The following is a 13,901-nucleotide window of genomic DNA, read 5'->3' on the forward strand; positions in this document are numbered from 1 at the left end:
AATGGACATTAGTATCGGAAACAGGAAAGGGAGGCGAAAGACGGTTTAAATGATGCGCTTACAGCCAACCGGGACAAATAGCCTGACATCTCCGGCACAACTGAAAATATCACTCACCCATTAACCACGGAGTTAAACGGATGAGTGACTATCATCACGGCGTGCAGGTGCTGGAGATTAACGACGGCACCCGCGTCATTTCCACCGTATCCACTGCCATTGTCGGCATGGTCTGCACGGCCAGCGATGCGGATGCGGAAATCTTCCCCCTCAATAAACCGGTGCTGATTACCAATGTGCAGAGCGCAATTGCAAAGGCCGGTAAAAAAGGCACGCTGGCGGCGTCGTTACAGGCCATCGCTGACCAGTCAAAACCGGTCACCGTTGTCGTCCGTGTGGAAGACGGCACCGGCGAAGACGAAGAAACGAAACTCGCGCAGACCGTTTCCAATATCATCGGCACCACCGACGAAAACGGTCAGTACACCGGACTGAAAGCCCTGCTGGCGGCGGAGTCAGTAACCGGTGTTAAACCGCGTATTCTCGGCGTGCCGGGACTGGACACCAAAGAGGTGGCTGTTGCACTGGCATCAGTCTGTCAGAAGCTGCGCGCTTTCGGGTATATCAGCGCATGGGGCTGTAAGACCATTTCCGAGGTGAAAGCCTACCGCCAGAATTTCAGCCAGCGTGAGCTGATGGTCATCTGGCCGGATTTCCTCGCATGGGATACGGTCACCAGTACCACCGCCACCGCGTATGCCACCGCCCGTGCGCTGGGTCTGCGTGCCAAAATCGACCAGGAGCAGGGCTGGCATAAAACGCTGTCCAACGTCGGGGTAAACGGTGTTACCGGCATCAGTGCCTCTGTATTCTGGGATTTGCAGGAGTCCGGCACCGATGCTGACCTGCTTAACGAGTCAGGCGTCACTACGCTGATTCGCCGTGACGGTTTCCGATTCTGGGGTAACCGTACCTGCTCTGATGACCCGCTTTTCCTCTTTGAAAACTACACCCGCACCGCGCAGGTGCTGGCCGATACGATGGCTGAGGCGCACATGTGGGCGGTGGACAAGCCCATCACCGCAACGCTGATTCGCGACATCGTTGACGGCATCAATGCCAAATTCCGTGAGCTGAAAACAAACGGCTATATCGTGGATGCGACCTGCTGGTTCAGCGAAGAATCCAACGATGCGGAAACCCTCAAGGCCGGAAAACTGTATATCGACTACGACTATACCCCGGTGCCTCCTCTCGAAAACATGACCCTGCGCCAGCGTATCACCGATAAATATCTGGCAAATCTGGTCACCTCGGTTAACAGCAATTAAGGAGCCTGACCGATGGCAATGCCGCGCAAACTCAAGTTAATGAACGTCTTTCTGAACGGCTACAGCTATCAGGGCGTTGCAAAGTCCGTCACGCTGCCAAAACTGACCCGTAAGCTCGAAAACTATCGCGGTGCGGGGATGAACGGCAGCGCACCGGTAGACCTCGGCCTTGATGACGATGCGCTGTCAATGGAGTGGTCGCTCGGGGGCTTTCCGGATTCGGTTATCTGGGAGCTTTACGCCGCAACCGGTGTGGATGCTGTGCCGATTCGTTTTGCAGGCTCTTACCAGCGTGACGATACCGGCGAAACGGTGGCCGTCGAAGTGGTCATGCGTGGACGTCAGAAAGAAATCGACACCGGCGAGGGTAAACAGGGAGAAGACACTGAGTCGAAAATCTCCGTGGTCTGCACCTATTTCCGGCTGACGATGGACGGTAAGGAGCTGGTCGAAATCGACACCATCAACATGATTGAGAAGGTGAACGGCGTCGACCGGCTGGAGCAACACCGCCGCAATATCGGCCTGTGATTTTCATCCGGTCAGCCTGGCTGACCGGTTAACCCCGATTCATAAGTGAGAAAACCATGAACAAAGAAAATGTGATTACCCTGGACAATCCGGTCAAGCGTGGTGAGCAGGTTATCGAACAGGTCACGCTGATGAAACCCAATGCCGGGACGCTGCGCGGTGTCAGTCTGGCTGCGGTCGCAAATTCCGAAGTCGATGCACTGATTAAAGTGCTGCCGCGCATGACGGCACCGATGCTGACCGAGCAGGAGGTCGCCGCGCTGGAACTGCCTGACCTTGTGGCGCTGGCCGGTAAGGTGGTCGGTTTTTTGTCGCCGAACTCGGTGCAGTAACGTTTCCGAAAAATCTCTCGGTCGATGACCTGATGGCGGATGTGGCAGTGATATTTCACTGGCCGCCATCAGAACTGTATCCCATGAGCCTGACCGAACTCATCACATGGCGCGAAAAGGCGCTCCGGCGAAGCGGAAACACGAATGAGTAACAATGTAAAATTACAGGTATTGCTCAGGGCTGTTGACCTGGCATCCCGCCCGTTTAAATCCATCCGCACAGCGAGCAAATCGCTGTCGGGGGATATCCGGGACACACAAAAATCACTGCGCGAGCTGAACGGTCACGCATCCCGTATTGAGGGATTTCGCAAGACCAGTGCACAGCTCGCCGTGACTGGTCAGGAACTGAAAAAAGCCAGACAGGAAGCCGCAGCTCTGGCTGTCCAGTTTAAAAATACTGAACGACCGACAAATGCACAGGCAAAGGCAATGGAAGCCGCGCGTAAAAATGCGTCTGAGTTACAGGCGAAATATAACAGCCTGAGATTGTCGGTACAGCGCCAGCGTCAGGAATTGAGTCAGGCGGGTATTAATACCCGTAATCTGGCGCATGATGAACGAGGGCTGAAAAACCGTATCAGTGAAACCACCGCACAGCTTAACCGTCAGCGTGACGCGCTGGCACGTGTCAGTGCACAACAGGCAAAACTTAACGCAGTCAAACAGCGTTATCAGGCCGGAAAGGAACCGGCCGGAAATATGGCCTCGGTGGGCGCTGCCGGTGTGGGGATTGCGGCGGCGGGAACGATGGCCGGAGTTAAGTTGCTGATGCCCGGTTATGAGTTTGCGCAGAAAAACTCAGAATTGCAGGCCGTGCTCGGAGTGGCAAAAGACTCCGCCGAAATGGCCGCGCTCCGCAAGCAGGCGCGCCAGCTCGGCGATAATACCGCCGCCTCGGCGGATGATGCGGCCGGTGCGCAGATTATCATTGCGAAAGCGGGTGGAGATGCTGCGGCTATTCAGGCGGCAACGCCGGTCACGCTGAATATGGCACTGGCGAATCAGCGGTCGATGGAAGAAAACGCGCAACTGTTGCTGGGGACTAAGGCATCCTTTCAACTGTCAAATGATGATGTCAGCCATGTGGGCGACGTGTTGTCGGCAACGATGAATAAGTCGGCGGCTGATTTTCAGGGACTCAGTGATGCACTGACTTACCTCGGGCCGGTTGCGAGGACGGCAGGTGTAAGTCTTGAGCAGGCAGCGGCCATGACAGGTGTGCTGCATGACAATAACATCAGGGGGTCAATGGCGGGTACGGGTAGCAGTGCCGTTGTCACCCGATTACAGGCACCGACTGGAAAAGCATGGGATGCACTCAAAGAGCTTGGCGTTAAAACCTCGGACAAAAAGGGAAATATGCGTCCGTTGTTCACCATTCTGAAAGAGATTCAGGCCAGCTTTGATAAACACAAGCTGGGAACGTCTCAGAAGGGGGAATACCTTAAAACCATTTTTGGTGAGGAAGCCCTGAAATCAGCGAACGTTTTACTGGCAGCGGCAGCAAGCGGAAAACTGGATACGCTGACCGCCACGCTGAAAGCCTCGGACGGTAAAACGGAAGAGCTGGTTAAAATCATGCAGGATAACCTCGGCGGTGACTTTAAGGAGTTTCAGTCCGCTTATGAGGCGGTGGGGACAGACCTGTTTGACCAGCAGGAAGGCGCACTGCGTAAGCTCACTCAGACGGCCACAAAGTATGTGTTAAAACTCGACGGCTGGATCCAGAAAAACAAATCACTGGCATCAACCATCGGCCTCATTGTCGGTGGCGCGCTGGCGCTTATTGGCATCATCGGTGCAATTGGTCTTGTAGCCTGGCCGGTTATCACCGGCATCAATGCCATCATCGCGGCAGCAGGCGCAATGGGGGCAATCTTCACGACGGTTGGCAGTGCTGTTATGACCGCCATCGGGGCGATTAGCTGGCCGGTTGTGGCTGTGGTGGCTGCCATTGTCGCCGGGGCGTTGCTTATCCGTAAATACTGGGAGCCTGTCAGCGCATTCTTTGGTGGTGTGGTTGAAGGGCTGAAAGCAGCATTTGCGCCAGTGGGGGAACTGTTCACGCCACTTAAACCGGTGTTTGACTGGCTGGGTGAAAAGTTACAGGCCGCGTGGCAGTGGTTTAAAAACCTGATTGCCCCGGTCAAAGCCACCCAGGACACCCTGAACCGTTGCCGTGACACGGGCGTCATGTTCGGGCAGGCACTGGCTGACGCGCTGATGCTGCCGCTTAATGCGTTCAACAAACTGCGCAGTGGTATTGACTGGGTACTGGAAAAACTCGGTGTTATCAACAAAGAGTCAGACACACTTGACCAGGCCGCCGCCAGAACTCAAGCCGCCACGTATGGCAGCGGTGGTTATATTCCGGCGACCAGCTCTTATGCAGGTTATCAGGCTTATCAGCCGGTCACGGCACCGGCTGGCCGCTCTTATGTGGACCAGAGTAAAAACGAATATCACATCAGCCTGACGGGTGGTACTGCGCCGGGGACACAGCTCGACCGCCAGTTACAGGATGCGCTCGAAAAATACGAGCGGGATAAACGTGCGCGCGCCCGTGCCAGCATGATGCATGACGGTTAAGGAGGTGACGAAAAATGATGCTCGCGTTAGGTATGTTTGTTTTTATGCGCCAGACGCTGCCACACCAGACCATGCAGCGTGAATCAGATTATCGCTGGCCGTCAAATTCCCGTATCGGTAAACGGGATGCCTTTCAGTTTCTCGGTGTGGGTGAGGAAAACATCACGCTTGCCGGTGTGCTTTATCCCGAACTGACCGGCGGCAAGCTGACGATGACCACGCTCAGACTGATGGCAGAGGAAGGCCGGGCGTGGCCGTTGCTGGATGGCACCGGCATGATTTACGGCATGTATGTCATCGGCAGGGTGAGTGAAACAGGGAGTATTTTCTTTGCAGACGGCACACCCCGAAAAATTGATTTTACGCTGTCGCTCACCCGCGTTGATGAATCACTGGCCGCGCTGTATGGCGATATCGGTAAACAGGCGGAATCGCTCATCGGTAAGGCTGGCAGTATGGCGACCAGATTCACGGGTATGACGGGGGCGGGATAATGCTGGATGCGCTGACATTTGATGCAGGCAGTACGCTGACGCCGGATTACATGCTGATGCTCGACAGCAGGGATATTACCGGCAATATCAGCGACCGTCTGATGAGCATGACCCTGACGGATAACCGGGGCTTTGAGGCTGACCAGCTTGATATTGAACTGAACGATGCCGACGGGCAGGTCGGGCTGCCGGTTCGTGGCGCTGTCCTGACGGTGTATATCGGCTGGAAAGGTTTTGCCCTGGTATGCAAAGGGAAATTTACCGTTGATGAGGTTGAACACCGGGGCGCGCCGGATGTGGTCACCATCCGCGCCCGGAGTGCAGATTTTCGCGGGACGCTCAATTCCCGCCGGGAAGGCTCCTGGCATGACACCACACTCGGTGCGATTGTTGAGGCGATAGCCTCCCGTAACAAGCTGGAGGCCAGTGTCGCTCCGTCACTGGCCGGAATTAAAATCCCGCACATCGACCAGTCGCAGGAGTCTGATGCGAAATTCCTGACCCGTCTTGCAGAACGCAACGGCGGTGAGGTGTCGGTAAAAATGGGAAAACTGTTGTTTCTCAAAGCGGGGCAGGGGGTGACGGCCAGCGGTAAAAAAATCCCGCAGGTCACCATCACCCGCAGCGACGGCGACCGTCATCATTTTGCGATTGCTGACCGTGGAGCTTACACCGGCGTAACGGCAAAGTGGTTACACACCAAAGACCCGAAGCCGCAAAAGCAGAAGGTAAAACTGAAACGCAAAAAGAAAGAAAAACACCTGCGCGCACTGGAGCACCCGAAAGCGAAACCAGTCACGCAGAAGAAAGCGCCAAAAGCACCGGAAGCGCGCGAAGGTGAATACATGGCCGGTGAGGCTGACAACGTTTTTGCCCTGACTACGGTTTATGCCACGAAAGCACAGGCCATGCGCGCCGCTCAGGCGAAGTGGGATAAACTGCAACGGGGCGTTGCGGAGTTCTCCATCAGCCTGGCTACCGGTCGGGCAGATATTTACACGGAAACACCGGTCAAAGTGTCTGGCTTTAAGCGCGTCATAGACGAGCAGGACTGGACAATCACTAAGGTGACACATTTTCTGAATAATAGCGGCTTCACGACGTCCTTAGAGCTTGAGGTCAGGCTTTCTGATGTGGAGTACGAAACAGAAGATGATGAGTGATGTTTTTGTTTTATCTATTTGTTTTGTAAGGATAAATTAACTAAAATGGCACCATCAACAAAACCGGAAGAGGTGCTCGCGATGTTTCATTGTCCTTTATGCCAGCATGCCGCACATGCGCGTACAAGCCGCTATATCACTGACACGACAAAAGAGCGTTATCACCAGTGTCAGAACGTGAATTGCAGCGCCACGTTCATCACTTATGAGTCGGTACAGCGATACATTGTGAAGCCGGGAGAAGTCCACGCCGTAAGGCCGCACCCGTTGCCGTCAGGGCAGCAAATTATGTGGATGTAATTACAAACAGAAGCCCCTCAGTCGAGGGGCTTTCAACTTTGTTTAGGAGCTTATTTCCCTGTGTAAAGACGTGTTTGGGATGAAAGTAACACTTGCCCCTGTTTAGGCGTCAACGAACCTATTTCATTGCATGTTTTTAATGGTTCGGAAAAAACATAACCGATGGATTTATATTGATTAACTATGCTTATTTCTTTGATTTTTTTGAGATATGAAACAGGCGTGTCTTTTGTCCAGACTGGTGTGCATACACCCGTCATAATCAGGTTGTTGTAGGCGTCAGGAGAGATTTCTTTGCTAGGAAGCACCACCGTAAGCGAGTTGTTTTTATTCGTGATTTCTAGGGGTTGCCATGGTTTAAGCTGCTTTTGAAGGGTTTTAATATCACTCGCGTTTGCGTTGAGTGAAATTATTAAGGTGGCTATTGCCATCACTGATTTAAGAGTTGCCATAGAAAATCCTTAATAAACATTTGGTTGAGTAAAATTCATACCTCCAAAAAGAGGAAAAATAAAGCCCCATGTGCTTAGGGGCTTTCAGTAGTCGATGTGGACGCTATGTGGACAGCGTTTGATATAAATCCATTTATATCATCAGGTTAGGTGCATTTTTGTGACACCATCCCTGTCTTCCCCCACATGATGTGGGGGTTTTTTTTATCCTCAATTTGCCTGCTGCTTAATGCATTGCAGATGATTTGCTTCCGTTATACTACCGTCAGTTGATAGCGGGAGTATTTATGAATCAATCTTACGGACGACTGGTCAGTCGGGCGGCGATTGCTGCGACGGCGATGGCTTCGCTGCTATTGCTGATTAAAATTTTGGCATGGTGGTATACCGGGTCGGTGAGTATTCTCGCCGCGCTGGTGGATTCGCTGGTGGATATTGGCGCGTCGTTGACGAATTTACTGGTGGTGCGGTATTCCCTGCAACCTGCCGACGATAATCACTCGTTTGGTCACGGTAAAGCTGAGTCCCTCGCGGCGCTGGCGCAAAGTATGTTTATCTCCGGTTCGGCACTATTCCTGTTTTTGACGGGTATTCAACATCTGATATCTCCAACACCGATGACAGCTCCGGGCGTCGGGGTTATCGTGACAATTGTGGCGCTAATTTGTACGATTATCCTTGTCTCGTTTCAGCGCTGGGTGGTGCGCCGGACGCAAAGCCAGGCGGTGCGGGCAGATATGCTACATTACCAGTCTGATGTTATGATGAACGGCGCAATTCTGCTGGCGCTGGGATTGTCCTGGTACGGCTGGCATCGCGCCGATGCTCTGTTTGCCTTGGGAATCGGCATCTATATTTTATATAGCGCGTTACGCATGGGATATGAGGCGGTACAGTCATTATTGGATCGCGCATTGCCCGATGGGGAACGGCAAGAAATTATTGATATCGTGACTTCCTGGCCGAGTGTTAGCGGCGCTCACGATCTTCGCACGCGGCAGTCAGGGCCGACCCGCTTTATTCAGATTCATTTGGAAATGGAAGACTCTCTACCTTTGGTTCAGGCACATATGGTTGCGGATCAGGTAGAGCAGGCTATTTTACGGCGTTTTCCAGGATCGGATGTGATTATCCATCAGGATCCCTGTTCCGTCGTACTCAGGGAGGGTAAACGGTCTATGCTTTCATAATCAGTATAAAAAGAGAGCCAGACTCGCATTTTGTGTATAAAATACCGCCATTTGGCCTGACCTGAATCAATTCAGCAGGAAGTGATTGTTATACTATTTGCACATTCGTTGGATCACTTCGATGTGCAAGAAGACTTCCGGCAACAGATTTCATTTTGCATTCCAAAGTTCAGAGGTAGTCATGATTAAGAAAATCGGTGTGTTGACAAGCGGCGGTGATGCGCCAGGCATGAACGCCGCAATTCGCGGGGTTGTTCGTTCTGCGCTGACAGAAGGCCTGGAAGTAATGGGCATTTATGACGGCTATCTGGGTCTGTATGAAGACCGTATGGTACAGCTAGACCGTTACAGCGTTTCTGACATGATTAACCGTGGCGGTACGTTTCTCGGTTCTGCGCGCTTCCCGGAATTCCGCGACGAGAACATCCGCGCTGTGGCTATCGAAAACCTGAAAAAACGTGGTATAGACGCGCTGGTGGTTATCGGTGGTGACGGTTCCTACATGGGTGCAATGCGTCTGACCGAAATGGGCTTCCCGTGCATCGGCTTGCCGGGCACTATCGACAACGACATCAAAGGCACTGACTACACTATCGGTTTCTTCACTGCGCTGAGTACCGTTGTAGAAGCGATCGACCGTCTGCGTGATACTTCTTCTTCTCACCAGCGTATTTCTGTGGTGGAAGTGATGGGTCGTTATTGTGGCGATCTGACCCTGGCTGCGGCCATTGCCGGTGGCTGTGAATTCGTTGTAGTTCCGGAAGTTGAATTCAGCCGTGAAGACCTGGTAAACGAAATCAAAGCGGGTATCGCGAAAGGTAAAAAACATGCGATCGTGGCGATTACCGAACATATGTGTGATGTTGATGAACTGGCGCATTTCATCGAGAAAGAAACCGGTCGTGAAACCCGCGCAACTGTGCTGGGCCACATCCAGCGTGGTGGTTCTCCGGTGCCTTACGACCGTATTCTGGCTTCCCGTATGGGCGCTTACGCTATCGATCTGCTGCTGGCAGGCTACGGCGGTCGTTGCGTAGGTATCCAGAACGAACAACTGGTTCACCACGACATCATCGACGCTATCGAAAACATGAAGCGTCCGTTCAAAAGCGACTGGCTGGACTGCGCGAAAAGACTGTATTAATGATTTCGGACAAAGGCAGATTTCTTTAGCCTGAAATCGATGACAGAAGTAAAAATGCCAGATGCGCTTCGCTTATCAGGCCTACATGAATTATGCAATCTATTGAATTTGCAAACCTTTGTAGGCCGGATAAGCGCATCCGGCATGGACAAAGTGTACTTTGTCAGTAATATGAGGCAGATTTCTTCTGCCTTTTTAACTCCTCAATATATACCCGCAAGTTATAGCCAATCTTTTTTTATTCTTTAATGTTTGGTTAACCTTCTGGCACGCTTTGTTTATCACAACACAACATAAGAGAGTCGGGCGATGAACAAGTGGGGCGTAGGGTTAACATTTTTGCTGGCGGCAACCAGCGTTATGGCAAAGGATATTCAGCTTCTTAACGTTTCATATGATCCAACGCGCGAATTGTACGAACAGTACAACAAGGCATTCAGCGCCCACTGGAAACAGCAAACCGGCGATAATGTGGTGATTCGTCAGTCACACGGTGGTTCAGGTAAACAAGCGACGTCGGTAATCAACGGTATTGAAGCTGATGTTGTCACGCTGGCCCTGGCCTATGACGTGGACGCGATTGCGGAACGCGGGAGGATTGATAAAGAGTGGATCAAACGTCTGCCGGATAACTCTGCTCCGTACACTTCCACCATTGTCTTCCTGGTGCGTAAGGGCAATCCGAAGCAGATCCATGACTGGAACGATCTGATTAAACCGGGTGTTTCGGTGATCACGCCTAATCCGAAAAGCTCTGGTGGCGCGCGCTGGAACTACCTGGCAGCCTGGGGTTATGCGCTGCATCACAACAACAACGATCAGGCAAAAGCACAGGATTTTGTTCGGGCACTGTATAAAAACGTCGAAGTTCTGGATTCTGGCGCGCGCGGCTCCACTAACACCTTTGTCGAGCGTGGGATTGGCGATGTACTGATCGCCTGGGAAAACGAAGCTCTGCTGGCAGCGAATGAACTGGGGAAAGATAAATTCGAAATCGTCACGCCGAGTGAGTCTATTCTCGCAGAGCCAACCGTGTCGGTGGTCGATAAAGTGGTCGAGAAAAAAGGCACTAATGAGGTGGCGGAAGCCTACCTGAAATATCTCTACTCGCCAGAAGGTCAGGAAATTGCAGCGAAAAACTACTACCGTCCTCGCGATGCTGAGGTGGCGAAAAAGTACGAAAATACGTTTCCAAAGCTGACGTTATTCACCATTGATGAAGAGTTCGGTGGCTGGACGAAAGCGCAAAAAGAGCATTTTGCTAATGGCGGTACGTTCGATCAGATCAGCAAACGCTAATTTCCCCAGGATAATTATCAAGCCCGGTGGTTTCTCGCGACCGGGTTTTTTATTTGTCACGATTTTGCGTTACCCTTGCATCTCTTTGAGGTACAGGGAAAAAAGATGAAAAAAGCGGGTCTTCTTTTTTTGGTGATGATAGTTATCGCCGTTGTGGCGGCCGGTATCGGTTACTGGAAATTAACCGGTGAAGAGTCGGACACATTACGTAAGATTGTCCTTGAGGAATGTTTGCCCAATCAGCAGCAAAATCAAAATCCTTCGCCATGTGCGGAAGTCAAGCCCAATGCCGGATACGTGGTTTTAAAAGATCTTAATGGCCCACTGCAATATCTGTTGATGCCAACGTATCGTATTAACGGTACTGAAAGCCCTTTGTTGACCAATCCATCAACGCCCAATTTCTTTTGGTTGGCCTGGCAGGCGCGTGATTTTATGAGCAAAAAATACGGCCAGCCGGTTCCCGATCGCGCGGTTTCTTTGGCGATCAACTCTCGCACCGGGCGTACGCAAAATCATTTCCATATTCATATCTCTTGTATTCGTCCTGATGTGCGCGAACAGCTGGATAACAATCTGGCGAACATCAGCAGCCGCTGGTTGCCACTGCCAGGTGGCTTGCGCGGACATGAATACCTGGCGCGTCGGGTAACGGAAAGCGAACTGGTACAACGCAGCCCATTTATGATGCTCGCAGAAGAAGTGCCTGAGGCGCGGGAACATATGGGACGCTATGGTCTGGCGATGGTACGACAGAGCGATAATTCGTTTGTGTTGCTGGCGACACAACGAAATCTACTGACGCTGAACCGTGCTTCAGCCGAGGAGATTCAGGATCATCAGTGTGAGATTTTGCGTTAAGGCGAGGAGTTAAGGAAAGTAAGTGCCGGATATGAAATCCGGCACCTGTCAGACTTAAGCCTGTTTAGCCGCTTCTGCAGCTTTAACGATCACTGCGAAAGCGTCAGCTTTCAGAGAAGCACCGCCAACCAGCGCGCCATCGATGTCTGGCTGAGCAAACAGTTCTGCAGCGTTAGACGCGTTTACAGAACCGCCGTACTGAATGATCACTTGTTCAGCAATGTTAGCGTCAACTTTAGCGATGTGGTCACGGATGAATTTGTGAACAGCCTGTGCCTGCGCCGGAGTTGCAGATTTGCCAGTACCGATTGCCCATACGGGTTCGTAAGCGATAACCGCACCTTCGAATGCTGCAGCACCCTGAGTTTTCAGTACCGCGTCGATCTGACGTGCGCACACTTCTTCAGTTTTGCCCGCTTCGTTTTCCGCTTCGGTTTCGCCGATGCACAGAACTGGAGTCAGACCCTGCTCTTTCAGCACCGCGAATTTTTTCGCGATCAGTTCGTCAGACTCTTTGTGGTAAGTACGACGTTCAGAGTGACCGATGATGATGTACTGTGCGCCGATGTCTTTCAGCATAGCGGCAGAGGTTTCACCGGTGAATGCGCCGGACAGGTTCAGGTCCACGTTTTGTGCACCCAGCATGATGTGGCTGCCTTCAGCTTCGCGCTTTGCCATATCGATGTACATTTCCGGTGGTGCGATTGCAACCGCACAGCCAGCAACACCTGCCAGCTCTTTACGCAGGTTAGAAACCAGCTCGTGAACCATGTGGCGGCTGCCGTTCAGTTTCCAGTTACCCATCACTAAAGGATGTCGCATTTTAATTCTCCACGCTTATAAGCGAATAAAGGAAGATGGCCGCCCCGCAGGGCAGCAGGTCTGTGAAACAGTATAGAGATTCATCGGCACAAAGGCTTTGCTTTTTGTCATTTATTCAAACCTTCAAGCGATTCAGATAGCACCAGCTTAATCGGTTCAACTGCGAAGGTCAGCCCTTTTTCGCCGTTGTCCGCGACAACATAACGCAGCGCACCTTCTGTCTCGGTGTAATAACGTTTGTTTTTCCCCGCCGTTAGTAGCGACTGCAGTTTTTTCTGGCTTTGTGTTTTGGTCATTAATGGGGTGAGTGTGCGGATCACCGCCGCCATGTATTCCTGAGCTTTCGCTTTCGCGGCTTTTTGCTCTGGCCCCTGGATGGGTAGCCAGGTTATTTGAATGCTTTTGATTTTTAAGGTGCCGCGCTCCAGCGCCGTAGAAGCATACAAGTTCTCGTTAATTTTACTGGCAGCGCGAGTGAGATGGGTTTTGTCGGGACTGCTGTCGATGGCACGAAATTCGTTCAGTGGCAGGCTGGGATTCTGGCTGTTAAAGCCTTCTCGAAACTGGCTGATGGAGAGATCGAAAGTAGGGGCTCCAGCCAGCAGATAAGGCGCGGTCGTTGCCGTATCTGGTGTTTGTGCATACGCCGTTGTTGTAACGGTTAATGCAGAACATAAGAGAAAATACAGCATACACCCTGGCTTCATTGACAGTACCTTTTGTTATGACTGGCTCCGATTAAAACGATATCTGTCGCCCTTGTCAAAAGGGTAGAATCCTGGAAAAGACAACCATCAAGGAACTTACATGACCATACAGCAATGGTTATTCTCATTTAAAGGGCGTATTGGACGCCGTGATTTCTGGATTTGGATAGGCCTGTGGTTCGCGGGCATGCTGGCGCTTTTCTCACTGGCGGGTAAAAATTTACTCGATATTCAGACCGCGGCGTTTTGCCTTGTGTGTTTGCTTTGGCCAACAGCCGCAGTAACCGTTAAGCGCTTGCATGATCGCGGGCGTTCCGGCGCATGGGCATTTCTGATGATTGTGGCGTGGATGCTGCTGGCGGGTAACTGGGCGATTTTACCGGGTGTCTGGCAATGGGTCGTGGGACGTTTTGTCCCGACGTTGATTCTGGTGATGATGCTTATCGATCTTGGTGCGTTTGTTGGCACGCTTGGCGAAAATAAATATGGTAAAGATACCCAGGATGTGAAGTATAAAGCCGACAATAAATCAAGTAATTAACCTTTAATATATCTCTTACTGCTATTTTTTTCCGGGATTGTGACTTCCACGATGAAAATGACAATGCCCGGAAAATCCTGGTAATGACTCCAACTCATTGATAGTGTTTTATGTTCAGATAATGCCCGATGACTTTGTCATG

General features: G+C 51.7%; 16 protein-coding genes. 13 read left to right on the top strand and 3 right to left on the bottom strand.

All coding sequences use genetic code 11. From position 1 onward, the window contains the following. The first annotated feature begins 140 nt into the window (after positions 1-140). From A7090_RS02685 to ogrK, 8 genes are all read left to right on the top strand, one after another. Positions 141-1,331, top strand: a complete 1,191-nt coding sequence (locus A7090_RS02685; RefSeq protein WP_105272931.1) for a phage tail sheath protein — start codon at positions 141-143, stop codon at positions 1,329-1,331. A gap of 12 nt (positions 1,332-1,343) precedes the next feature. Further along, a complete protein-coding gene (locus A7090_RS02690; RefSeq protein ID WP_001251408.1) occupies positions 1,344-1,862 on the top strand; it encodes a phage major tail tube protein in 519 nt (172 codons plus the stop codon). A 56-nt stretch (positions 1,863-1,918) separates the two neighbouring features. Continuing rightward, positions 1,919-2,194, top strand: a complete 276-nt coding sequence (locus A7090_RS02695; protein ID WP_001031303.1) for a phage tail assembly protein — start codon at positions 1,919-1,921, stop codon at positions 2,192-2,194. 32 nt (positions 2,195-2,226) lie between these two features. After that, on the top strand, positions 2,227-2,346 hold the full coding sequence (locus A7090_RS02700; protein ID WP_000785970.1) for a GpE family phage tail protein: 120 nt from the start codon (positions 2,227-2,229) through the stop codon (positions 2,344-2,346). Further along, positions 2,339-4,786, top strand: coding sequence for a phage tail tape measure protein (locus tag A7090_RS02705; RefSeq protein WP_105272932.1), 2,448 nt, complete (start codon positions 2,339-2,341; stop codon positions 4,784-4,786). Before A7090_RS02700 ends, A7090_RS02705 begins: the two co-directional genes overlap by 8 nt. Before the next feature lie 14 nt (positions 4,787-4,800). Then, positions 4,801-5,280 (top strand): phage tail protein, encoded by a 480-nt coding sequence (locus tag A7090_RS02710; protein ID WP_105272933.1) that lies wholly within the window; start codon positions 4,801-4,803, stop codon positions 5,278-5,280. Continuing rightward, positions 5,280-6,443 (top strand): phage late control D family protein, encoded by a 1,164-nt coding sequence (locus tag A7090_RS02715; RefSeq protein ID WP_086353178.1) that lies wholly within the window; start codon positions 5,280-5,282, stop codon positions 6,441-6,443. Before A7090_RS02710 ends, A7090_RS02715 begins: the two co-directional genes overlap by 1 nt. Positions 6,444-6,524: 81 nt before the next feature. Beyond that, entirely contained in the window at positions 6,525-6,743 is a 219-nt protein-coding gene (gene ogrK, locus A7090_RS02720; RefSeq protein WP_000468308.1) for a prophage transcriptional regulator OgrK, read from the top strand. Positions 6,744-6,793: 50 nt separating this feature from the next. Here the strand turns inward: ogrK and A7090_RS02725 are convergent, their stop codons facing one another. Then, the gene (locus A7090_RS02725) at positions 6,794-7,195 is read right to left on the bottom strand and encodes a hypothetical protein (RefSeq protein WP_105272934.1); all 402 of its coding nucleotides are present in this window, start codon (positions 7,193-7,195) and stop codon (positions 6,794-6,796) included. 287 nt (positions 7,196-7,482) lie between these two features. On the opposite strand from A7090_RS02725, the gene fieF reads away from it, so the two are divergent. From fieF to cdh, 4 genes are all read left to right on the top strand, one after another. Further along, positions 7,483-8,385 carry a CDF family cation-efflux transporter FieF gene (gene fieF / locus A7090_RS02730; protein WP_105272935.1) on the top strand — a complete coding sequence of 301 codons (903 nt, stop codon included), beginning with the start codon at positions 7,483-7,485 and terminating at the stop codon, positions 8,383-8,385. A 181-nt stretch (positions 8,386-8,566) separates the two neighbouring features. Further along, positions 8,567-9,529 (top strand): 6-phosphofructokinase, encoded by a 963-nt coding sequence (gene pfkA / locus A7090_RS02735; protein ID WP_105272936.1) that lies wholly within the window; start codon positions 8,567-8,569, stop codon positions 9,527-9,529. A 309-nt stretch (positions 9,530-9,838) separates the two neighbouring features. Beyond that, positions 9,839-10,828 carry a sulfate/thiosulfate ABC transporter substrate-binding protein Sbp gene (sbp, locus tag A7090_RS02740; RefSeq protein WP_105272937.1) on the top strand — a complete coding sequence of 330 codons (990 nt, stop codon included), beginning with the start codon at positions 9,839-9,841 and terminating at the stop codon, positions 10,826-10,828. Positions 10,829-10,933: 105 nt separating this feature from the next. Beyond that, positions 10,934-11,689 (top strand): CDP-diacylglycerol diphosphatase, encoded by a 756-nt coding sequence (cdh, locus tag A7090_RS02745; protein ID WP_072711517.1) that lies wholly within the window; start codon positions 10,934-10,936, stop codon positions 11,687-11,689. 54 nt (positions 11,690-11,743) lie between these two features. Here cdh and tpiA read toward each other — a convergent pair whose 3' ends face one another. Together tpiA and A7090_RS02755 are read right to left on the bottom strand one after the other, a co-directional pair. Then, the gene (gene tpiA / locus A7090_RS02750) at positions 11,744-12,511 is read right to left on the bottom strand and encodes a triose-phosphate isomerase (RefSeq protein ID WP_001216325.1); all 768 of its coding nucleotides are present in this window, start codon (positions 12,509-12,511) and stop codon (positions 11,744-11,746) included. Between the two features lie 107 nt (positions 12,512-12,618). After that, positions 12,619-13,218 (bottom strand): YiiQ family protein, encoded by a 600-nt coding sequence (locus A7090_RS02755; protein WP_105272938.1) that lies wholly within the window; start codon positions 13,216-13,218, stop codon positions 12,619-12,621. A gap of 100 nt (positions 13,219-13,318) precedes the next feature. Here A7090_RS02755 and A7090_RS02760 point away from each other — a divergent pair, with 100 nt between their 5' ends. Continuing rightward, a complete protein-coding gene (locus A7090_RS02760) occupies positions 13,319-13,759 on the top strand; it encodes a DUF805 domain-containing protein (RefSeq protein ID WP_105272939.1) in 441 nt (146 codons plus the stop codon). Positions 13,760-13,901 lie beyond the last annotated feature (142 nt).

The sequence above is a fragment of the Escherichia sp. MOD1-EC7003 genome (genome assembly GCF_002965065.1).
In the GTDB taxonomy this organism is placed as follows: domain Bacteria; phylum Pseudomonadota; class Gammaproteobacteria; order Enterobacterales; family Enterobacteriaceae; genus Escherichia.

Excerpts from the sequence above, each read along its gene's own strand:
- A7090_RS02685 (WP_105272931.1), top strand. The coding sequence starts at position 141 with ATGAGTGACTATCATCACGGCGTGCAGGTGCTGGAGATTAACGACGGC.
- A7090_RS02690 (WP_001251408.1), top strand. The coding sequence starts at position 1,344 with ATGGCAATGCCGCGCAAACTCAAGTTAATGAACGTCTTTCTGAACGGC.
- A7090_RS02695 (WP_001031303.1), top strand. The coding sequence starts at position 1,919 with ATGAACAAAGAAAATGTGATTACCCTGGACAATCCGGTCAAGCGTGGT.
- A7090_RS02700 (WP_000785970.1), top strand. The coding sequence starts at position 2,227 with ATGGCGGATGTGGCAGTGATATTTCACTGGCCGCCATCAGAACTGTAT.
- A7090_RS02705 (WP_105272932.1), top strand. The coding sequence starts at position 2,339 with ATGAGTAACAATGTAAAATTACAGGTATTGCTCAGGGCTGTTGACCTG.
- A7090_RS02710 (WP_105272933.1), top strand. The coding sequence starts at position 4,801 with ATGATGCTCGCGTTAGGTATGTTTGTTTTTATGCGCCAGACGCTGCCA.
- A7090_RS02715 (WP_086353178.1), top strand. The coding sequence starts at position 5,280 with ATGCTGGATGCGCTGACATTTGATGCAGGCAGTACGCTGACGCCGGAT.
- ogrK (WP_000468308.1), top strand. The coding sequence starts at position 6,525 with ATGTTTCATTGTCCTTTATGCCAGCATGCCGCACATGCGCGTACAAGC.
- A7090_RS02725 (WP_105272934.1), bottom strand. The coding sequence starts at position 7,195 with ATGGCAACTCTTAAATCAGTGATGGCAATAGCCACCTTAATAATTTCA.
- fieF (WP_105272935.1), top strand. The coding sequence starts at position 7,483 with ATGAATCAATCTTACGGACGACTGGTCAGTCGGGCGGCGATTGCTGCG.
- pfkA (WP_105272936.1), top strand. The coding sequence starts at position 8,567 with ATGATTAAGAAAATCGGTGTGTTGACAAGCGGCGGTGATGCGCCAGGC.
- sbp (WP_105272937.1), top strand. The coding sequence starts at position 9,839 with ATGAACAAGTGGGGCGTAGGGTTAACATTTTTGCTGGCGGCAACCAGC.
- cdh (WP_072711517.1), top strand. The coding sequence starts at position 10,934 with ATGAAAAAAGCGGGTCTTCTTTTTTTGGTGATGATAGTTATCGCCGTT.
- tpiA (WP_001216325.1), bottom strand. The coding sequence starts at position 12,511 with ATGCGACATCCTTTAGTGATGGGTAACTGGAAACTGAACGGCAGCCGC.
- A7090_RS02755 (WP_105272938.1), bottom strand. The coding sequence starts at position 13,218 with ATGAAGCCAGGGTGTATGCTGTATTTTCTCTTATGTTCTGCATTAACC.
- A7090_RS02760 (WP_105272939.1), top strand. The coding sequence starts at position 13,319 with ATGACCATACAGCAATGGTTATTCTCATTTAAAGGGCGTATTGGACGC.